A 21999-nucleotide genomic window follows, 5' to 3' on the forward strand; every position below is an offset into this window, starting at 1 on the left:
ACCTCTACGGAGAAGTGGTCCACCTCTACGGAGGAGTAGGAGTCTGAAACCTCTTCGGAGGAGCAGGAGCCTACGGATGAGTAGGGCTTCTTCGTGTCATAACCCTCATATGGCCGCCCGGGGCACTCGCCGCGGGCGGCCATATGTTCGGGCAGCCCTCCGGGGTGTCGGTGGGGCCGGATAGTCTGGACGAATGATGCGAGCCGAGCAGCCAACGGCCCAGAATTCCGCCCAGAGTCCGGCCCCCGACGACGCCCTGGTGGCAGATTCCAGGGAGCGCGCCGTCCGCGCCCTGCTGCGTGTACCGCAGCTGAAACGACTGTGGAGCGCCCAGCTCGTGGGCGGCGTCGGTGACGCGCTCGGACTTCTCGTCCTCGTGCTGCTCACCCTCCAGACCGCCGTCGCCGAGGCCTCGTTCGGCGGCGGGTACCGAGGCGTGGCCTTCGCCGTCGCCGTCGTGTTCGCCGCGCGCGTGCTGTCGACGCTGCTCTTCGGAGCCGTCCTGCTCGGCCCGCTCACGTCGCTGACCTCCAAGGACGGTCCCCTCGACCGGCGCTGGACCATGGTCGGCGCGGACGGCGTGCGGGCGGCCCTCCTGATCGTCGCGCCCCTGTGGATCGACTGGACCCCGGACAACGCGCTGGCGGCCCTGCTCGTCACCGCTTTCGTCATCGGTGTCGCCGAGCGCTTCTGGACCGTGTCGCGCGAGAGCGCCGCTCCCTCGCTGCTGCCCCCGCCGCCCCTCGAAGGCGCGGCCGTACGCCCGCTGCCCGACCACATGGAAGCGCTCCGGCGGCTCTCCCTGCGCACCGGTTTCGTGGCGCTGCCCATCGCGGCCGCCGGCCTCGTACTCGTCACGCTTGTCGGGAACCTGATCGGCGCCGGCGTCGACTGGTTCGGCCTGCACCAGGCGGCACTCGCCTCCTACGTAGCGGCCGGTCTGTTCGCCGCCTCGCTCTCCGTCGTCTTCTTCCTCGAGCTTCCCGACGTGCACACCCCGCGCGCGCGGTCCCCGCTCGAGGGCCTGCGCCGTCCCCGTACGGGCAACGGCGTCGACAAGGGGCGCACGGGAGCCATCCCGCTGCTCGTCCTCGCGTGCGCCGCCGTCGCGGGTGCGATCTCGGCGGCCGTCGCCGTCTCCGTACTGCACGCCAAGGACATGGGCGGCGGTCCGGTGCTGTTCGGGCTGCTCGTGCTCGGCCTCACCGGCGGCACGGTCATCGGCATCCGCTCGGCGCCCTCCGTGCTGCCGTCGCTGTCGCGCCGCAGGCTCCTCGCGCTCGCGATCGCCCTCACCGGCATCGCGCTGCTCGCCGCGGGCCTCGTCCCCGACGTCACGAGCGTGCTCCTGATCGTCACCCTCGCCGGCGTCACCGCGGGCATCGCCGCCAACACCGGCCACACCCTCCTCGACCAGGAGGCCGAGGACTACCGCCGGGCCCGCACGACCGAACACCTCCAGGCCGTCGTCCGCGTCGTCGTCGCGGTCGCCGCCGTCGCCGCGCCCGTGCTCGCCGCGGCGATCGGCCCGCACCGCCTGGTCAACGGCAAGTTCGTGTTCGCGCACGGCGGCGCCGCCTTCACGCTGATGCTCGTCGGCGCCCTGCTGCTCCCCGTGGCAGCCCTCGTCCTGGCCAAGGCCGACGACCGCAGCGGAGTGCCCCTGCGGCACGACCTGCGCGACGCGCTGCTCGGCGGGAACGACCCGGCGCAGGCCACCGCCGCCACCGGCTTCTTCATCGCCCTGGAGGGCGGCGACGGCGCCGGGAAGTCGACCCAGGCCGCGGCCCTCGCCGAGTGGATCCGCGAAAAGGGCCACGAGGTCGTCGTCACGCGCGAGCCCGGCGCCACCCCGGTCGGCAAGCGCCTGCGCTCGATCCTCCTCGACGTGTCGAGCGCCGGCCTGTCCCACCGCGCGGAGGCCCTGCTGTACGCCGCCGACCGCGCGGAGCACGTCGACACCGTCGTACGGCCCGCCCTGGAGCGCGGCGCGGTCGTCATCTCCGACCGCTACATCGACTCGTCCGTCGCCTACCAGGGCGCCGGCCGCGACCTCTCGCCCACGGAGATCGCCCGCATCAACCGCTGGGCGACCGGCGGCCTCGTACCGCACCTGACCGTCCTGCTCGACGTGGACCCGGAGGCCGCGCGCGAGCGGTTCACCGAGGCGCCCGACCGGCTCGAGTCGGAGCCGGCCGAGTTCCACGCGCGCGTGCGGTCCGGTTTCCTCACGCTCGCCGCCGCCGATCCTGGCCGCTACCTCGTGGTCGACGCGGCCCAGGAGCCGGAAGCCGTCACGACGGTCGTCCGGCACCGGCTCGACACGGTGCTGCCGCTGTCCGAGGCCGAGATCAAGGCGCAGGAAGAGGCCCGTAAGGCCGCCGAGGAGGAGGCCCGCAGGAAGGCCGAGGCCGAGGCCGCCCGCAAGGCCGAGGAAGAGCGCCTGGAGCGCGAGCGCCAGGAGCAGCTGGCCAAGCTGCGCGCCGAGGAGGAGGAGCGCAAGCAGCGCGAGCTGGAGGAGGCGCAGCGCCGCGAGGCCGAGCGCCAGGCCGAGGAGGCCAGGCAGCGCGCCGAGGAGTCGCGCCGTCGTGCCGAGGAGGAGCGCGCCAGGGTGCTCGCCGAGGAGCAGGCCAGGGCCGCCGAGGAGGAGCGCCGCCGCCGTCAGCTGGAGGAGGAGGCGCGCCTGCGCGCGGAGGCCGAGGAGCGCCGCCTGGAGAAGCAGCGCAAGGCGGAGGAAGCGCTCCTGAAGGCGGAGGAGGCGCGACGCCTCGCGGCGGCGTCCGCGGCGGCGGCATCGGCGGCGGCGGAGACGGCGTCGCGGTCCGTGAGCGCTCCGTCTACGGGGTCCGCGTCTTCCGGTTCGTCGTCTACGGGGGCCGCGTCTGCGGGTTCGTCGTCTCCGGGCTCGTCGTCTTCGGGTTCGTCGTCTTCGGGCTCGCCCTCTACGGGTTCGTCTTCTACGGGCTCCCAGGCTGAGTCGGCCGACAACGAGACGACCGTGCAGACGCCCATGGTGAAGCCGGCGGGCGGTGCGGCCGATGAGACCACGGTGCTGCCGTGGGTGACGGACGCGGGTGCCGGGGCAGGTTCCGGGGCCGGACATGGTGCCTGGCACGGCGGGGACAACGACGAGACGACGCAGCTGCCGATGCCTCCGCATTCGGCGTCGGCGGCCGACGAGACCGCGGTGCTGCCGCCGGTCCGCGACGCGGCGCCGAGCGCCGGTGGCGCTCCGGAGGACCGGGTTCCGCCCGGGTACTTCCGCGATGAGCGGCCGTCGGGCTGGGGTTCCGGTACGGGTACGGGTACGGGCGCCGGCGTCGGCGAGAACGACTCCACCCGTGAGCTGCCCCAGGTCGACGAGTCGGGCCGCCCCCGTCAGCGGCCGAGGCCCGACTGGGCGGAGGAGACCCCGCTGGACGACCTGCCGTCGCTCGCGGACGAACTGCTCGGCCGCCACGACGACGGTGACGAAGGCAGGGGCGGCAAGCGCCGAGGGCGGCGCTGAGAAGTAGCCCGGGTGCGAACGCCGTGCCGGTGACTGGTCCTCGTACCGGTCACCGGCACGGCGTTGTCAGTGCCGTCCCGCACAATGAATCCGGTAGAGCAAACAGGGAATCCGGTGGGGTTCCGACGGTGAGGCGGTAGTCCATGCCCGTATGGGACGACCTGGTGGGCCAGGAGCGCGTGGCCGCGCAGCTCGACGCCGCCGCGCGGGACGCCGACGCGCTCGTCACCGCCCACGCGACGAACGCCCCGCCGCCCGAGGCCTCCAAGATGACGCACGCGTGGCTGTTCACCGGCCCGCCCGGCGCCGGGCGGGCGACCGCCGCTCGCGCGTTCGCCGCCGCGCTCCAGTGCGTCAGCCCGGACCGCGCCCTCGGCGGAGCCCCCGGCTGCGGATTCTGCGACGGCTGCCACACCAGCCTGGTCGGGACGCACGCCGACGTGGAGATCGTCCGTACGGACCTGCTCTCCATCGGCGTGAAGGAGACCCGCGAGCTCGTCCGCCGCGCCCAGCTGTCGCCCGCGGGCGGCCGTTGGCAGGTCATCGTCCTGGAGGACGCCGACCGCCTCACGGAGGGCGCGGGGAACGTCCTGCTGAAGGCCGTCGAGGAGCCCGCCCCACGCACCGTGTGGCTGCTCTGCGCGCCCTCCCTCGAAGACGTGCTGCCCACGATCCGCTCCCGCTGCCGCCACCTGACGCTGCGTACGCCCGCGGTCGAGGCGGTGGCCGACATGCTCGTCCGGCGTGACGGCATCGAGCCGGACGTGGCCGCCGAGGCGGCCCGCGCCACCCAGGGCCACATCGACCGCGCGCGACGCCTCGCCACGGACCCACGCGCGCGTGCCCGCAGAGAGGCCGTCCTGAAGCTGCCGCTGCGGGTCGACGACGTGGGCGGATGCCTCAAGGCCGCGCAGGAGCTGATCGACACGGCGGCGGAGGACACCAAGCAGCTCGCCGAGGAGGTCGACGCGAAGGAGACCGAGGAGCTGAAGGCGGCGCTCGGCGCCCAGAGCGGCGGCCGGATGCCGCGCGGCACGGCGGGCGTGATGAAGGACCTCGAAGACCGCCAGAAGCGCCGCAGAACGCGTACACAGCGCGACAGCCTCGACCTCGCCCTCACGGACCTCACGGGGTTCTACCGGGACGTGCTCGCTCTGCAGCTCGGCTCCCGCGTGGCCCTCGCGAACACCGACGCCCTTGACGCGCTGGAGCGCCTGGCGCGCGCGGCTTCGCCCGAGGCGACGCTGCGCCGCATCGAGGCGATCGCCGAGTGCCGCGACGCGCTCGACCGGAACGTGGCGCCGCTGCTGGCGGTCGAGGCGATGACGATGGCGCTGCGGGCGGGCTGACGCCGACCACGGGCGGGCTGACGCCGACCACGTACGGGCTGCGGCGGCTACGGGACATGGCGCACCCGGCGTCGCGCCCCGGACCGCGGATGAACCTGGGACTCGTAACTCTCGCGAAGCCGGTTAACTCGTACGGGGCCGGGTTGCCACACACCGTGATCATCTGAACGCGGAAGGTTAGTCTCGACCGATGTACTTCAGGCGCCACCATTCCCCCGCCGGAAGCCTCCCGGCCCCCGTCCGAGGCCTTCGGCCCCCGCTTCGCGGCCTGCGGGCCTGCGGAACCGTGCTCGCCGCCGCCGGACTGTTCATGTCCGCCTGCTCGCCCGGCAGTTCGGGCAGCACGCAGACGGCGGACGTCTCGCTGGCAGCGCTGCCCAAGGCGATCCCCGCCAACCTGTCCCGCTACTACGGGCAGACGCTGAATTGGCACGACTGCGGCGTCCCCGGCTTCGAGTGCGCCACGATGAAGGCGCCCCTGGACTACGCGAAGCCGGACTCCGGCGACATCAGACTCGCCGTCTCCCGCAAGAAGGCCACGGGCCCCGGCAAGCGCCTCGGCTCGCTCCTGGTCAACCCCGGCGGCCCCGGCGGCTCGGCGGTCGGCTACCTCCAGTCGTACGCCGCCCTCGGCTACCCGGCGGCGGTCCGCGCCCGCTACGACATGGTCGCCGTCGACCCGCGCGGCGTGGCCCGCAGCGAGCCGGTCGAGTGCCTCGACGGCAAGCAGATGGACGCTTACACGCAGACCGACGTCACGCCCGACGACCAGGCGGAGCAGAACGAACTGTCGGCGTCCTTCAAGAAGTTCGCCGCCGGCTGCGAGACGATGTCGCACGAGGTGCTGCCGCACGTCTCGACGGTAGAGGCGGCCCGCGACATGGACGTCCTGCGCGCGGCGCTCGGCGACGACAAGCTGAATTACGTCGGCGCGTCGTACGGCACGTTCCTCGGGGCGACGTACGCGGGCCTCTACCCGACCCGGGTCGGCCGCCTCGTCCTGGACGGCGCGATGGACCCGTCACTGTCCGCGCGGGACATGAACCGCGACCAGACGGCCGGCTTCGAAACGGCGTTCCAGTCGTTCGCTAAGGACTGCGTGCAGCGCTCGGACTGTCCGTTGGGCACGGGCAGCGCCGCCGACGCGGGCAAGCGGCTCAAAGCCTTCTTCACGGACCTGGACCGCACGCCGATCCCCACCGGCGACCCCTCGGGCCGCAAACTCGGTGAGGCGCTGGCGACGACCGGCGTGATCGCGGCGATGTACGACCAGGGTTCGTGGGGGCAGCTGCGCGCCGCGCTCACCTCGGCGATCAAGCAGAAGGACGGCGCGGCCCTGCTCGCCCTGTCCGACAGCTACTACGAGCGCGACGGCGACGGTAAGTACCAGAACCTGATGGCGGCGAACGCGGCGGTGAACTGCCTGGACCTGCCGCCGTCCTTCAAGAACGCCGACGAGGTGAAGGCGGCCCTGCCGGCCTTCGAGAAGGCGTCCCCGGTCTTCGGCGAGGGCCTCGCGTGGTCGGCGCTGAACTGCACGTACTGGCCGGTGAAGGCGACCGGCGAGGCGCACCGCATCGCGGCGAAGGGCGCCGCCCCGATCGTCGTGGTCGGCACGACCCGCGACCCGGCCACCCCGTACCGCTGGGCCCGGTCCCTCGCGAGCCAGCTCGACTCCGGCAAGCTCCTCACCTACGAGGGCGACGGCCACACGGCGTACGGCCGGGGCAGCGACTGCATCGACTCGGCGATCAACACGTACCTCGTCGACGGAACCCCACCGAAGGACGGAAAGCGCTGCTCATAAGGGGTGCGGGGGTACGTTTCGACGCCCTCCCGACCGCCCGAACGGGGGTGTGCGGAGCACCCCCAAAAACTGTGTAGACTTGGCGACGTTGCGGCCCGCACCATGGTGCGGACGGCACGCCGCCTTAGCTCAGATGGCCAGAGCAACGCACTCGTAATGCGTAGGTCTCGGGTTCGAATCCCGAAGGCGGCTCTATGGTGAACCCCAGGTTAGATATCTGACCTGGGGTTTCTTGTTCTGTTGATCTTGAAATTCGGGCCAATCAGGCACGTGCAGTCCGTGCATCGCAATGCGTAGGTGCGGAGTTGACGGCCAGTGGCGGTTGCGGATTGCGGGGCTGTGACCCCAGCATTTGTTCATGGCTGCCGATCTCCCCGGCCCTGTCCAGGTCGAGCTGGTGGCCACTTGGTGGCCAGGCGTGCAGAGGGTTCCTCGGTCAGACTCGCGGATTTCGCATGAGAGTCGTGCCATCCGGACAATCGCGCGGTCGGCGGGGTTTTCCTGAAGCGCGAGCGACGACGCGCTGCTTCACTGTCGGCAGTCCCAGTAGGGCGAGCCGAGCTGCATTGCGTCGCCGGTCGGCGCGGTGATCTGCGGCGTGGAGGCGCCGACGTCCGCGGACGGCGGCAGTGTTCTGGTCTTCTGCGGCAGCAAGCGCCGGGTGCGGGCCACTGTGCCGTACGCGCCCCGTCTCGTCCCGCGCCTGTGGCAGGCGGCCCACGCCCGCGGCGTCGACGCCCTCGACTGTGGTGGCAAGACGCCGCCCGTTGATTGCGCCCTGCCCCCGGGCCGCTACCGCGTGCTGCTCGAGGAGCGCGCCACCGGGGTCCGTCTCGCCCTCCAGGACGGTGCGGTCCGGGTGACGGCTCCGCCCGGTTCGATGATCCGGAGGTGGAACCGCGCGACCACCACGCTGCACGCTTTCGACGGCACGGAGACCACCGTGCTCCTGCCGCCCGACGACCCGTCCGACCCGTCGGTGGCCGAGTGCGCAGGGTGAAGTGCCGTCGGCGGGTCCGGGAGGCGCGTCGTCGTTTCGAGGCGCCCGCACGGCTCACCGCGCGGTGTTCGGCTCACTCCGCGATTCCTGTCACGCACCACGCCGTAAGGTGGGTCCGCAAAGTGGATGGGCCCGTCGCAGAGCACAAGTCGGGCGTGGTGGAAGTCGGGACGGAGTAGACGGCGGATATGGCGGACGAGCAGCTGGGCCTTGGATTTTCCGTGCCGGAGGAGCCCAAGAAGCGGTCCGGGGAGGTCTCGCCGCCGCGCGCGCTCGGGGACGACGAGACGATCGACTACATCACCGGTCAGGACGTCCTTAAGCTGACCGAGGCCGAAAAGGTCCGGCAGCACATCGCCCGGGTCCTCGTGCACCAGTACGGGATCAATCCCGACGACATGGCGCGGGACTACACGATCGAGATTCCGGCCGGTGAGGGCACCCGCAAGAGCCGGAAGAAGGTCAGCATCGCTGTCTTCGAGGCCAACAAGCCGCATCGCCTGGAGTATCTGCGGCGCATCGTCATCACCAAGCCGCGTCCCCGGACGGGCCGCACCGTCACCAAGATCCGCACGCACGAGCAGGCGACGAAGGACATCGACGACCTCCAGTCGCTGATGAGCGTGGTGGGGCCGCAGTGCCATCTGGGCCTGTGGACCGATGACATCGACCTGTACTTCGTGGAGCGGCTCAAGAAGGACGATGAGGGCCGGGAGCTCCGGTTCGAGGACCGCTTCCGCCCCCTGCCGAACTGGCCGCGCGGGGACGACACGGCCTTCGATGCCGCCCGTGACGCGTCCTCCCTGGCGGAGATCCGGCGCGCGGACAAGTACATGCTGCGCTTCGCCTTCCGGCGCTGCCACAACTACATCCACGGCAACGAGGGGCTGCCCAAGGACGCGGCGTTCTGGCAGTTCCTCTACGTCCTGTTCGCGAAGATCTACGACGAGCGCATGGTCCGCGAGCATGGGCGTGAACCGCGGTTCCGCATCGACATCGAGGACCTGGTCAGGACAGAGACCACTGCCAGCGGCGCCCAGCGCAGGGCGGGCAGCCCTGAGGTGGCGGCCCGGGTCAAGAAGCTCTTTGAAGAGGTCAAGGACTTCTACAAGAAGCAGGGGCTCTTCGACAACCGTGACGAGCTGACGCTGTCCGTCCCCGCGCTCACCTTCATCGTCGGTGAACTGGCGCCGTACGACCTGGGCACGACCGACATCGACGCCAAGGGCGTCGCATACCAGGAACTCGTAGGGGACAACCTGCGTGGCGACCGCGGCCAGTACTTCACGCCTAACGAAGCGGTGAAGCTGGTCGTCGACATCCTCGATCCGCAGGAGGACGAGACCGTCTTCGACCCCTGCTGCGGTACCGGCGGCTTCCTGCGGGAGACCCTGAACCACCTGTTGCGCAAGTGGCAGAAGGCCGAGAACGGCACCTTCACCAACGCCCAGGAACTCGCCCGGCAGATGGCCGACTACCGTCGGAGCCTGGCCGCCTACGCGGACGAGCACCTTTTCGGGGCCGACTTCGACCCCTTCCTGCGCCGGGCCACCGTGATGAGCCTGATGACCCTCACGGACACGGCGGGGCACGCCTTCCAGATGGACTCGCTCGCGTTCCCGGATGGCCATCTGCCGGGCAACGACGAGGCGTTCGGCTTCCCGCAGATAAGGCTGGGCGCGGTGGACGTCCTGATGACCAACCCGCCGTTCGGCTCGGACATCCCCGTCTCCGAGGACATGATCCTCAACACCTTCCGCCAGAGCGGCGGCCAGTACGGCGTCGCCTACACCTGGGCGAAGAACAGCGAGGGCGAGCTGACGAGGGGCGACGGGGCGACCGCCGTCTCCCCCGAGAGGCTGTTCGTGCAGCGTGCCGTGGAGTGGGTCAAGCCGGGCGGGCGCATCGGCATCGTCCTGCCGAACGGAATCCTGTCCAATCCCGGCCCCGCCGACGAGGCGGTGCGCCGCTTCATCCTCGACCAGTGCTGGGTCCTGGGCAGCGTGGAACTCCCCGTCGAGACCTTCATCGCCGAGGCCAACGTCAACATCCTCACCACTCTCCTCTTCCTGCGCCGCAAGACCGACCGGGAGCGGCAGGAGGAGATGGAGTTCGGGGCCGCCGACTACCCGGTGTTCATGGCGGTCGCGGAGAAGGTCGGCGTGGACCGGCGAGGGAACAAGGTCTACGTGCGCACCCCCGACGGGGAGGTGGTGGCCGAGGAAGAGGTGGAGCGCGAGATCCTGCGGATCGGCGGAGTCGAGGTGCCGCGGGAGATCCGGCGCAGCGTGCAGAAGATCGACAACGACCTGCCGAAGATCGCCCAGGCCTACCACGAGTTCGCCGCGCGGTACGCTCACGAGTTCCCCTGGAACGCTGGCGCATGATCACCCGTATCGAGGCGTACGGCTACCGCTGTTTCGAGAACCTCGCCGTCGACCTGTCCGGCTTCCACGTGCTGGCCGGCGCCAACGGCTCGGGCAAGAGCACCCTCCTCGACATCCCGGTCCTGCTCGCCGAGCTGCTCGGCGCCGAGCGGATCGAGGACGCCTTCCTACGACCGTCCGCCCGTACCGGCCGTCCGCCGCGTGCACAGTCCCTGACCGAGCCGGTCCACCGGGGGAGGGACAGCGATTTCGGCTTCGCGGTGGAGGCGCGGCTCCCGGACGAGGTCACCGAGGTGCTCGCGGAGGCCACCCGCAACCCGCGTCTCCTGCTGCCCACACATCTGCGGTACGAGCTACACCTCGCTCCGATCGATGACGGCCGGGGCATCGAGATCGCGGCGGAGTACCTCGTGCTCTTCCCCGAGGGGCATCCGGTGCGTCCGGTACTGGGCGAGCGGGCCTTCGAGGACCCGGACGAGAAGATCGCCACCGGCCGGGGCGGCAGCTATCGCGTCCGGTGGGCCTGGGACGAGAGCTGGCGGCCGGTGATCGCCCGTACCGGGGGCCGGGTCTCCCGCTTCACCTCCGAGGTCGGCGGGCAGCCCCCGCTGACCTGGCAGAGTCCGCACAGCAGGCTCGCGCTGGACACGGTTCCGTTCGACGAGGGTCACTTCCCCGCGGCCCTGTGGTTCCGCGGTCTGCTGCGCGAGGGCACGCTGTCCTACGCGCCCGACTGGGCCGCCCTGCGCCAGGCCGCACCGCCCGCGGGCCGCACGCCTCAACTCGACCCCGTCGGCCGTAACACCCCGTGGCTGGCCCTGCGTCTCAAGCACGAGGACAAGGAGCTGTACGACGCCTGGGTGGACCTGGTCAGGATCGCCCTGCCGCAGGTGCGGGAGATCGATGTCGTTGAGCGCGAGGACGATCGCCACGCGTACTTCCGTGTGACCTACGCGGGCGGCCACCAAGTGACCTCCTCCGGTCTGTCCGACGGCACCCTGCGCGTGTTCGCTCTGACCCTGCCGGCCTTCCTGCCCGACTCGCCGGCCCTCCTGGTCACCGAGGAACCGGAGAACGGCATCTACCCGCAGGCCATCGAGATCGTCATGCAGGCACTCCAGGCCGTACGGGACTGTCAGGTGCTCGTCGCCACTCAGTCACCCCTGGTCCTGGCCAACGTGGAGCTGCCCCACGTACTCGCCACCCGCGTTGACCACGACACCGGCGCGGTCACGGTCGTACGGGGCGACCTGCACCCGCGACTGGCCGACTGGCGTGGGGATCTCGATTTGGGGACGCTGTTCGCGACGGGGGTGTTCGAGTGAGCAAGGGGGCTGCGCGGCGCGCACCGCGCGGAAGCGGAAACGGATCTACCGCGCCGGTTCCGCGACAGCAGACGGGGCCGCCGGACGAGTCCGGGAAGCGGGACGTCGTCTTCTACGTCGCCGACCAGGGCATGAAGGCCATGATCGGCGCCTTCCTGGACCGGAAGGACATCCACCACAAGCTCGGCTGCGGTCCGTTCGTCTTCGACGGCGGACGGGACATCAAGCTCGCGCCGCACAAGGACTCCGAGCTGCCACTCAGGGCCGGTGCGCTGCTCCAGCCCTGGCGCGGCGAGTACCGTCGCGCGATCGTGGTGCAGGACCATGCCTACGACAACCCGCTGCCCCCGGACGAGATCCGCAAGCGCATCACAGCGCAACTGGAGGACCACTGGCCGCAGTTCGCGGTCGTCGTCATCGAACCGGAGCTGGAGAACTGGTTCTGGTCGGACCACACCCCGGCCATCAAGAAGGCCCTCGTCTGGCGACCCCCGGGCAAGGGTGACGAGCGCACCCCGCGCCAGGTGCTTCAGGACGCCGGCCTGTGGGACCCCGGCAAGGCCAAACCCGACGACCCGAAGCGCGCGGTCGAGTACCTGCACGAGAAGAAGTACACCGGCCCCAAGAACAACGGCATCTTCCGACGGTACGCGGAGACGGTCCCCTCCGTACGTGGCTGCACGGACGCGTCGTTCCAGCACCTGATGGCGACGCTCGCGGACTGGTTCCCGGCCGAGACTACGATGGCACACACGACGACGGAGTACGCGCAGTGAAGATCGCGTCCAAGGACAATCCGGTACGGCTGAGCTGGCTGCGGGAGCAGGGGCTGCGGATGGACGCGGCGCCCTATCTTTCGGGGGCGTTCGAAGCACGGAAGTTGTTGGAGCGGTTGCCGGCTCGCAAGGACGAGCTGGACGAGCTGACTGCTGGGCACGGCGGAGGAATTTTCAACGGGCCCAAGTTCAGCCGCGTCTACGTCACCGATCCAGCGCAAGCGGTGCCGTTTCTCGGCAGCACGGACATGATGGAAGCGGACCTGACCCACCTGCCGCTCCTGAGCCGGGCCAAGGTGGCGGACAAGATTCCGTACCTGGAGATCCGGCCCGGGATGACGCTGATCTCCTGCTCCGGGACGATCGGCCGGATGTCCTACGTCCGCGAGGACATGGCGGGTATCTGGTCCTCCCAGCACGTCATGAAGGTCCAGCCGGATCCGGAACGAATTCCTCCCGGTTACCTGAACACATTCCTGCGCAGCCGCTTTGGTGTCCCCATCGTCACCAGCCAGGCGTACGGCGCGATCATCCAGCACATCGAGCCCCACCATATTTCCTGGCTGCCTGTGCCACGGTTCGACCCGGCGCTGGAACAGGAGATCCACGAGCTGGTGGAGGAAGCGGCTGCGCTGAGGGCCGAGTTTCAGGCGGGGTCGGTCGGTGCGACCGAGGATCTGTTCAAGACGGCTGGGCTTGAAGAACTGATCGACCTGCGGTGGCATGACGACCGGGCTCAGGATCTCGGCTTTGTGCAGCGAGGGTTGACGTCTACGACGTTGCGCGCCCTCAATTTTCAGCCCAGGGCTGCGCGGATCCTGAAACAACTGCGCGACGTTGACCATGTGACGCTTGGCGAGATCTGCAACGGGGGGCAGCTCAGCAGGGGTTTGCGCTTCATGCGTATGGACGGCGCTGAAGACCCGCATCACAGCTATCAGTTGGTGGGCCAGCGGCAGGCGTTCTGGCTGCGGCCGGTAGGGCGGTGGATCAGCAAGTCCAAGACGTCATCCGAGGTGCTTGCCCAGGACGAGACGATTCTTGTCGCCTCTCAGGGGACGTTGGGCGAGAACGAGGTGTTCTGCCGCCCGATCTTTGCCACCGGGGCGTGGCTGTCGTACGCGTTCTCGGAGCACTTCCTCCGCATTCGCAGCGGTGATTCCGACTTCCCTGGCGCCTACCTCTTCGCCTTCCTCCGCTCCGAGGCCATGTTCCGCGTCCTGCGTTCTATGTCCACCGGCGGGAAGCAACAGGACATTCACGAGGGGCTCCGCGCTCAGATTCCTGTCCCCGTCCTCACTGCACCCGACCGGGAACGCATCGCGGAAGCTATCCGCACCGCCTACCGGAAGCGTGACGAGGCTGACCGGAAGGAAGACAAGGCTCTGGAGCTCTTGGAACGGGCCGTGTTGGAGCACAGCGCGACTCGGTGAGGTTGAGCAGGCCGCCAACGGATACGAGGCCGTTGTTCCTAGCCCGCCGATGACCGGCGGGCCCCGCCGCCAGCCCGGTCCGCCGCCTCGCCTTCCTCCGCCCGGTCGGCGGCGGGCTGGAATGGACCACCGAGCCGGACCAGCTGGTTCCGGCCGGGCGGGACCACTCTGAGAAGTCCCTGAGCCCGGCCGGATCCCCAGGCCGGTGAACAGGCGGACGGGTTAGGCAGTCAGGAGTCCCCCGCGGTCAACTCATCCTCGGCCCGCAGCTCCGCGGCCAGGTCGACCAGGGACCCCTCGCCGGGAATGTGCCAGTACAGGGTTCCCTGGACCTGTTGGTTGTTGCCCATGGCCTCCTTGCGGATCTTGCGGACCAGCGTGCTGGGCGCGTACGACTGGCCGTCGGCGGCCCAGCGCAGCGGCCTGGTCGTGTTCTGCTGCCAGGTCGCGCGGGCGCGGTCGGGGTTCTCGGCCAGCCAGGCACCCAGGCCCAGTCGGTCGGGGCGGGTGACCGGCCGGAACTCCAGACCCGTACCGGGTGGAATCCGCTCGGCCTTGACGATGAGACTGGTCGCGTTGGTCGAGCGGGCTGGCTTGCCCTGGGGCCGCTCCTCGACGCGGTAGTCCGCGTTGTCCGGCGCGGCCTCTCCCGAGCGCATCGACTCCAGTACGCGGCGCGAGATCAGGCGTACACGTTCCGCCGTGCGCATGCTGGTCAGCATCTGGCTCGTCGGGCCGTACGCCCTGTCGATCGTGGTGACGAGCCAGCCCAGGGTCCGCTCGACCAGTTCCGGCACCCTCGCCAGCTGGGCGTCCCAGTCTCCGTGCTCGTCGTCGAGACTATCCGTGTCCAGGTTCTGGAAGACGACGTGGCTGATCAGCAGGTCACCGTTGCTGGCGGCGCTCGCGGCCCGGCCGAAGAGGTCGTCGCTCTGCTCGGCCAGGGCCGCCTTCACCGCGCGTACCAGCTGTACGCGGCGCCACACCTGCTGCGCGCTCGGCGCCGTGTTGAGTGTCCGGCCGAAGATCTCCTGGTAGTTCGCCTTCTCCCAGAGGAGGGAGATGTCCCGCTTGGCCTTCGCGGCCAGTTCGGGACTGCGGTGGGTCGCGGCGAGGGCCTCCGCGGCATCCGTCATGGTGCAGCCGCTGTCGGGGGCGGGCTCCGACTCTCCGCGCTTCACCACGTAGGTGCGGCCGAGGGACAGTGCGAAGTCGTCCCGAAGGCCGGTCTGGATCGGGTCGCGGGACTTCCAGTCCCGTTCCTCGATCGGATTCTGGGTATTGGTGTTGAGGGTGACCTGGTCGCCGAAGCCCTCGGGGCAGTTCTCCAGGGAGATGATTTTGACCATGACGCGGCCGAGTTGCGCCGTGGCCGAATTCCGCTGCATGGCGCGGTACATGGCGCTGACCGTCTGCGCGCCGTTGACGACGCTGGCCCCTTCCAGCACGAATCCTGCTCCCGCGCCCGGAGAGAACGCGCCCTTGCCCTTCTTCCGGATCCGGTCGCACAGCAGGGTGATGCCGTTGCTGAAGTACCAGAAGTTCTGGGGCTCCTGAAGGAGAGTGGCGCGAATCTTGTCGTTGACGTCGGTGTCGAGCGAGTCTCGGATGTTACGGGCGAAGAGATGCCGGTCGTGGGTCTCATACCATTCGGCGACCTCGGCTGCGGAAAGTGTCCCGTAGTAGGCGGTGAAAGGAATCTCCTCCCGGCCGACGCCCTCGACCCACGCTTCCAGGTCGATGTTCCGGTCGGCGTGCTCGCCGAGGATCTCCTGGTATAGGCCGCGGAGGTCGATAACCCGCCATTCGATCATTTCCTCGGCCCAGTTGCGCTTCTTGACCTCGGAGTCGAGCAATGCCTTTGTGTCCGGGTGTAGTTCGGTGTCGGTCACCAGGGCCAGCAGCAGGGTGATCTTGGGGGAACCGCTGTCCAGAGCCTTTTCGAGGGCTTCCGTGTGCTGCTCGATGCGCTTGTTGAACCGGCTGAATTCCAGGTTCATGAGGTAGTCGAGACCGCGGAAGAGACGGTCGACCTCGCTCTGCCCGAAGCCGGCGGTGGCGTTCTCGCTCCACTTCGCCTGGACCAGCGTGATGTGCGGCCGGCCGCCCTGACCCGACGCGGACAGCTCGACCGCGATGGCGTCGATTCCCCAGTCGTCGCGGCCGTCGATGACCGACAGGGCCGCTTCCCGGTCCGCGTATCCCGTTTCGCGCTTGACCGCGAGGGCGGCCACCGCCCGGCTGAGGAGCTTCTCTTTCCGCTTCTTGTCCGAGATCCCGGGCTCATCCGTCATGTCGATGAATGGCTCGAAACGTTCGATCAGTCGTCTTCTCAGATTTCGGATGTAGAACGACTGCGACATGTGCCCTCCCCCGTCACTGATCTGACCGGCAAACACTCTATCCGGACTATCGGTTCGGCCCCTGGTACTAAAGTGACTCCGGCACATGGCAGTGCGGCGCGCACCGCGTCCGCACGCACGCGAACGGTACGGACGGGCCCGGGGGACTCATGGCACGCATCATCAAGGTCGGCGAGCCCGTCAACGACGCCGAGCGCATGGTGCTGCGCCATCTCCGGGACGAGGGCCCCGCCGAGTGGACCGTGATCTCCAACTTCGAGATCTACCGCGGTCGTCAGTGCTTCGAGGTCGACCTCGCGATTCTCACCGACACGGCCTGCTACATCGCGGACACCAAGGGCACGCACGGGCGCATAGAGGTACGGGGCAAGCGGTGGTTCCCTCAGGGGCGTGCGCCGTTCCCCAGTCCGGTGCGCAAGCTGCGCGAGCACGCCAAGACCGTGGCGAACCTGCTGCGGCAGTCGCACATCTCGGCGGCCCTCGGGTCGGTGTGGTGCGAGGAGCTGGTGATCCTCCCGTTCGAAGACGCGGAGCTGATCGACCACGACAACCGGGACGAGAAGAACACCGTCCTGCTCAATGACCTCGTTCCCTTTCTCCGCGCGCACAGCCCGTCCAAGACCGGGCCCTCCTTCCCGATCGCCGGGCTGCACGAGGACATCGCCCGTGCCCTGGGCGCCGTGTCGCGAGCCCAGCCCGGACTGCCCAGGTTCGGTCACTATCAGGCCGTCGAGACGCTCGTCGAAGCGGATCCGGCGCCGGAGGCCGGGGCGGAGGCGGACGCCGAGGACCGGGTGTCGGTGTACCGGGCGGTGCAGCCGGACCAGCCGAACTCGGGGACCTATCTCGTCCAGGTGCACACGGTCGATCCGCTGCTGCCGGAGGAGGAACACACCCGGGAGCGGGAACGGATCGGCAATCCGATCCAGGCCCTCAACAAGCTGCCGCCCAACCCGCACATCGTGCCCTGCGTGCATGTGCTGCCACTCGAGGACGAGACCGGATACGCGGTTGTCCTCAAGGACGTGCACGCCGAGGCGCTGCGGGTACGGATGGCCGGCGGGCCCGGTAACCAGGGCGCGGACGCGAGACGGCGGATCATGTCCGGTGTGCTCGCCGGGCTCGCGCTGGCGCACGCGTACCGGGTCGTGCACCGCCACCTCACCCCCGACACGGTTCTGGTGGCGCGCAACGGCACGGCGATGATCACCGGCTTCGACTACGCGCACACCGGGCAGAAGCGGGCCGGGACCGTGGCCATGGACGCGTACGAGCGCGCCGACCTGGCCTATCTCGCGCCCGAGTGCCTGAGCGGCCCCGAGGGCTTCTCCGCCGCCTCCGACGTCTTCGCAGCGGGCGTGCTCTTCCACGAACTGCACACGGGGGAGCTTCCCTTCGTGACGGGCGGCAACCGTCTGGTCGACAGCCTGGACGGGGCCGACGTCACGCCGGAGGTACGAGAGCTGGTCCGGCGGCTGCTGGCCGCGGATCCGGCACTGCGGCCGACCGCACGGGAGGCGATCGCCGAACTGGAGCGGCTGGTGCGTGGCGGTGCGGGCCGCGGCGGCGACGGAGGGAGATCGGGGGCGTCGACTCCCGGGACGCCCGACGAGCCCTTCGACTGGGAGAACCCCTACAACTACCGGGACCTGCCGTCCGGGTTCCGGCTCACCGAGAAGTTCCACATCCGCAAAAAGCTCGGGCAGGGCAAGTTCGGTGTCGTCTACCAGGTGTTCAACACCCTCGATGACACCGACGAGGTCCTGAAGATCATCACCAGTGATCCGGAATCGGTCGGCGTCCGGCTGAAGGGCGAGTACGGGATTCTGCGCAGGTTGCCGACACATCCGAACCTGGTGCGCGTCATCGACGCCGACTGGCTGCCCAAGGGCGGATTCCCCTATCTGCGGCTGGAGTTCGTGGAGGGGCAGGACCTACAGGCCTCGGCCACCCGCGAGCGCAGACTGGGAGCCGCCGACGTGGTGCGGCTGCTGGAAGACTGTCTGGCCGGGCTCGATCATCTGCATCGCAACGGCGTCTACCACTGCGACATCAAGCCCAGCAACCTGCTGTGGACCGCCGACGGCACGAAGCTGCTGGACTTCAACGCGGCGGTGTCCGTCGACTCCACCCTGACGCCCACCCTCGGCTCGCCGCGTTACCAGGCCCCGGACGCCGTCGCCCGGCAGCGTCCCACTCGGGCGGAACTCGCCGACCTCGACCTGTACGCCCTCGGTGTCTCCGCCTACATCGCGCTGACCGGAACATATCCCTGGCCGGGACGTGCGCAGCCGCCTAGGGACGAGAAGGCGCTGGACCCGCGCAGGATCAGCGGCCTGGGCGACCTCAGCCGCGCCTTCGCCGACGTGCTGCTGCGATCCGTCAAGCCACGCCGTGCCGACCGGTTCCCGGATGCCGAGGCGTTCCTGGCGGCCGTACGGGCCATAGGGGAGGTCCGGCGCACGCGTGGCGGCGGGGAGCAGGACGAGCAGGTCCGGATGGAGCCCGAGCCGGCCTGCACCACGGGAGCGGGGAGGGACGGCACCAACGCGTTCGTCGGTCATCTCCAGACCCTCTACAGCCAGAGCTCCCGGACGAACGCGGGCACCCGCGGGCTCGATCCCGCGCAGTTCCCGCTGTACGTAGCCACCGCCCTGGACACCGCGCTGCGCGACGACGTCCTCGCGGGCAGACACCTGCTGGTCGTCATCACGGGCAACGCCGGTGACGGGAAGACGGCATTTCTCGAACAGCTGGCCGTCGAGGCGTACAAGCGGAACGCCGACATGGGCGAGAAACGCGTCAACGGCGACGACTTCGTCTTCCGGGGCCGCGCCTTCCACACCAATCACGACGGCAGCCAGGACGAGGGACACCAGGACAACGACACCGTCCTCGACGCCTTCCTCTCGCCGTTCCATGGAGCGGACGCCGCAGCCTGGCCGCAGGACCAGACGCGGCTGATCGCCGTCAACGAAGGACGCCTGACCGACTTCGTCACCGCACACGCCGACCGCTATTCGCTCCTGGCGGACACCGTCCGCCAGGGACTGGTGAGCGGCAGAGCCGAGCACGGCATCGCCGTCGTCAACCTCAACGCGCGGGATGTCGTCGCCGACCCCGAGGGCACCGGGGACTCCATCCTGCACCGGATGGTCCAGACTATGACCGACCCCCGGCAATGGAGCGGCTGCGCCTCCTGCGACCTGGCGCCGCGCTGCTATGCCCGGCACAACGCGCAGACCTTCGCCCATCCCACCGCCGGTCCCGTGATCACCGAGCGGCTCGCCGCCCTGTACCGGATGACCCATCTGCGCGGACGACTCCACATCACCCTGCGCGATCTGCGCTCCGCCCTGGCCTACATGCTCACCTCCGGCCGGGACTGCGCGCAGATCCACGCGCTCTACCAGCGCCCCGACAGCGTCCAGGAGCGTCTGGACAGCTTCTACTTCACCAGTTGGGCGGGCCTGCACACCGACGGTGGACAGGAACAGGACCGACTTCTCGCCCAGCTGCGGGAACTCGACGTCGCGACTGTGCCCGACCCCCAACTCGATCGCAAGCTGGACTACATGGGCCCTGACGGCGGTCACAGCCTGATCTCCGTCGACCAGCGCGGCAGCCATGACGCGGAACTGCTCGGCGACCGGTTCACGGCGCTGCCCCGCACCCCGTCGGCCGACCCGGCGGAAGCCGCCGCGCACCGCGCCTACCTCGCCGCTGCCCGACGCCGCTTCTTCTTCGAGAGTCTGGACGGCGAACGCTGGAAGACCCTGCTCAGCTACCGTGCGGGGGGACGGTTCCTGGACCTCCTCACCGCGGGCGACCCCAGCCAGTCGGAACTGGACCGGATCATCGAGGCCGTCAACCGGGGTGAAGGGCTACCCGGGGCCCTGTACGACGGTGAACGGGCCTTGGCGCTCCAGGTCAGGTCCGTGCCCGGGGGGACCATTCGCAGCCACCGGCTGTTCCCCGCCGACCGGTTCACCATCGAGGTCGGCAGGCCTCCGGCCTCCGACTACGTGGAGACCAGCCCGCGTGAAATCGTCGTCCGGTACCGGGGACGGACACCGGACGGATCCGCCGAGCACCACGCGGAACTGATGGTCCGCCTCGACCTGTACGAACTCCTCGACCGGCTGCACTCCGGGTATCAGCCGGGGGTCGAGGACCGCCAGGGGCAGAACCTCGCGCTGGCGGTGTTCAAGAACGCGCTGTCGGCCACCTCCTACCAGGAGGTGCTGCTCACCGCACCGGGCAGCGTGCCGCACCGGATCACGCGGCTGCCGGACGGAGCGCTCCGGCTCGGGCCGGTGGGTGCGGCGAACGACGCCGCGACGAGGGAGACCTGATGGTGCTGCGCAAGCGGGACAGCGAATTCCGTCATCTGGGTGTGTCCTACCTGGAGTTCAAGCGCGTCGAGATGGATCGCGTTCTGACCGGGTTCCTGATGCGGGTCAACCACAACGGCCAGACCAGCAAGATGGTGCGGGGCAAGACGCTGGCGAACGAGTTCGTCGACGAGTTCCGAGCCCAGGAGCATGCCGAGAAGTTCCAGGGTTTCCGGGACTCTCCCGACATCGCGCGGCGCTGGATCGAGACCCAGCTCTTGGACATGGTCAACCGTGGCAGGCCCAACCAGGCGGTCGCGGGGCTGCGTCCCCTGCACGGGCTGACGTACAAGTTCCGCAACCACCACCACTCCCGCGCCTACGGAGCCGACGCCCAGCTCTACGAGATGCTGCGGCACGCACGGGGCGGGCGCGGAATGATGGCGCTGGAGAAGATCCGCGCCTTCTTCTTCACCGGACTCGATCCCGCTCTGGGCACCCAGCTGGCCGGCACCGGCGTCGATGTCGAGACCCAGGCCGTGCTCCATCTCAACAGCCAGGTGAAGCAGGACTCCCCGGCGACCGTAAAGGGCTGGTACTCGGCGCCCCCGCTGTGCGCGGGACAGTCCGACCTGCTCGCCGACGACGTACTGCGACTCCTGTCCTTGCAGGACCTGCTGCCCCGTATCGTCATGGTTGAGTACCTGAAGATCCTCTTCGCGTTCCACCTGGCGCTCTGCCAGCTCAAGGCGATGAAACTGCTGCCGTCCGCCGTCGAGCGTTCCGCGGCCGAACCGACCTGCGGACCGGACAACTGCACCTCGGGCACGGACGATTCGGCGGACGGGTTCGCGAGCTGTCCCTTCCGGGTGGGGTTGCTGGTCGACGCGGCGGGCGTGCCCGGCACCCCGGTCGCCGCCCTCGCGGAGCACAGTGCGGACGTCTGGCTGCGGCGCGTCCCCGGCTTCGTGCGCGCGGGCTACGTGGTACGCAAGCTGGGCGAGTTCGTCGATCACCTGGCCGATGCCAAGGAGATCACCAGGCCGTCCCGAGGATTCTTCACCGTCGCCGAGCTGCTGCAGTACGCGGGAGAGGCGTACCGGGAGCGGCGCGAGCAGTTCTTCGCGTCGCGCATGGACACCCTCCTCGACGAGACCCCGATCGACGAACAGCCCGAAGGCGTACGCCCGTTGCTCAGCGCGGGGATGGGACTCGGCGCGTTCGAGAAGTACATCGAGCTGATCATGGCGTACCGGGGCAAATACCACTACGACTACATCGTCGAGACCATCGACTCGCTGCTGCTCAAGAACCGTCCCGGCGCGGTCATCACCCAGCCCCACCGGGGCCGCCGCCGCTTCGTCATGGACAGCGCGCTCCTAGAGGTTCTGGTCCAGATCGCGCTGCTTCGGCCCAATCCACGCGGCACACGCTCCCGTTTCCCTTACCACACCGAGCAGTTGAGACTGGACGAGTTCATGGACACGCTCCGCACCCGATACGGGCTCCACGTCGACCGGCTGCCGGCCGACGACGGCTTTCCCACCTCCGGGTTCGAGGAGCAGGCGGCTCTGCGGTCGAACGCCGAGGCGTTCACCACCCGGATGCGAGAGATCGGCTTCTACAGCGACCTGTCGGACGCCTACCTCACCCAGGTGATCACGCCCAGATTCGCGATCTCCCTGGATGGCGCGGTCACGACGGGCGGGAGGTGACG

At 69.5% G+C, this 21999-nt stretch carries 11 protein-coding genes and 1 tRNA gene; 11 read left to right on the forward strand and 1 reads right to left on the reverse strand.

What is annotated here, in order from left to right:
- Positions 1-193: 193 nt before the first annotated feature.
- The 9 genes from tmk to ABZ893_RS26745 all read left to right on the forward strand — a co-directional run bounded on the left by tmk (position 194) and on the right by ABZ893_RS26745 (position 13585).
- Positions 194-3508, forward strand: coding sequence for a dTMP kinase (gene tmk / locus ABZ893_RS26705; protein ID WP_361408093.1), 3315 nt, complete (start codon positions 194-196; stop codon positions 3506-3508).
- A gap of 143 nt (positions 3509-3651) precedes the next feature.
- Complete coding sequence (locus ABZ893_RS26710; RefSeq protein WP_361408095.1) at positions 3652-4857, forward strand: DNA polymerase III subunit delta'; 1206 nt, start codon at positions 3652-3654, stop codon at positions 4855-4857.
- A gap of 190 nt (positions 4858-5047) precedes the next feature.
- Complete coding sequence (locus tag ABZ893_RS26715; protein WP_361408097.1) at positions 5048-6664, forward strand: alpha/beta hydrolase; 1617 nt, start codon at positions 5048-5050, stop codon at positions 6662-6664.
- Positions 6665-6782: 118 nt separating this feature from the next.
- Positions 6783-6856: transfer RNA gene (locus ABZ893_RS26720), tRNA-Thr, on the forward strand.
- A 406-nt stretch (positions 6857-7262) separates the two neighbouring features.
- A complete protein-coding gene (locus tag ABZ893_RS26725) occupies positions 7263-7664 on the forward strand; it encodes a hypothetical protein (protein WP_361408099.1) in 402 nt (133 codons plus the stop codon).
- A 188-nt stretch (positions 7665-7852) separates the two neighbouring features.
- Positions 7853-10051, forward strand: coding sequence for an N-6 DNA methylase (locus ABZ893_RS26730; protein WP_361408100.1), 2199 nt, complete (start codon positions 7853-7855; stop codon positions 10049-10051).
- Positions 10048-11376, forward strand: a complete 1329-nt coding sequence (locus tag ABZ893_RS26735; protein ID WP_361408102.1) for an AAA family ATPase — start codon at positions 10048-10050, stop codon at positions 11374-11376. Before ABZ893_RS26730 ends, ABZ893_RS26735 begins: the two co-directional genes overlap by 4 nt.
- The gene (locus ABZ893_RS26740) at positions 11373-12152 is read left to right on the forward strand and encodes a hypothetical protein (protein ID WP_361408104.1); all 780 of its coding nucleotides are present in this window, start codon (positions 11373-11375) and stop codon (positions 12150-12152) included. Before ABZ893_RS26735 ends, ABZ893_RS26740 begins: the two co-directional genes overlap by 4 nt.
- Complete coding sequence (locus ABZ893_RS26745) at positions 12149-13585, forward strand: restriction endonuclease subunit S (RefSeq protein WP_361408106.1); 1437 nt, start codon at positions 12149-12151, stop codon at positions 13583-13585. The genes ABZ893_RS26740 and ABZ893_RS26745 overlap by 4 nt, the downstream gene beginning before the upstream one ends.
- A 230-nt stretch (positions 13586-13815) precedes the next feature.
- Here the strand turns inward: ABZ893_RS26745 and ABZ893_RS26750 are convergent, their stop codons facing one another.
- Positions 13816-15879 (reverse strand): AIPR family protein, encoded by a 2064-nt coding sequence (locus ABZ893_RS26750; protein ID WP_361408107.1) that lies wholly within the window; start codon positions 15877-15879, stop codon positions 13816-13818.
- A gap of 218 nt (positions 15880-16097) precedes the next feature.
- Here ABZ893_RS26750 and ABZ893_RS26755 point away from each other — a divergent pair, with 218 nt between their 5' ends.
- Both ABZ893_RS26755 and ABZ893_RS26760 read left to right on the forward strand, forming a co-directional pair.
- Positions 16098-20303, forward strand: a complete 4206-nt coding sequence (locus ABZ893_RS26755; RefSeq protein WP_361408109.1) for a protein kinase — start codon at positions 16098-16100, stop codon at positions 20301-20303.
- Positions 20303-21997, forward strand: a complete 1695-nt coding sequence (locus ABZ893_RS26760; RefSeq protein WP_361408111.1) for a hypothetical protein — start codon at positions 20303-20305, stop codon at positions 21995-21997. Before ABZ893_RS26755 ends, ABZ893_RS26760 begins: the two co-directional genes overlap by 1 nt.
- The last annotated feature ends 2 nt before the right edge of the window (positions 21998-21999 follow it).

It is taken from the genome of Streptomyces sp. NPDC046821 (assembly GCF_040645335.1).
In the GTDB taxonomy this organism is placed as follows: domain Bacteria; phylum Actinomycetota; class Actinomycetes; order Streptomycetales; family Streptomycetaceae; genus Streptomyces.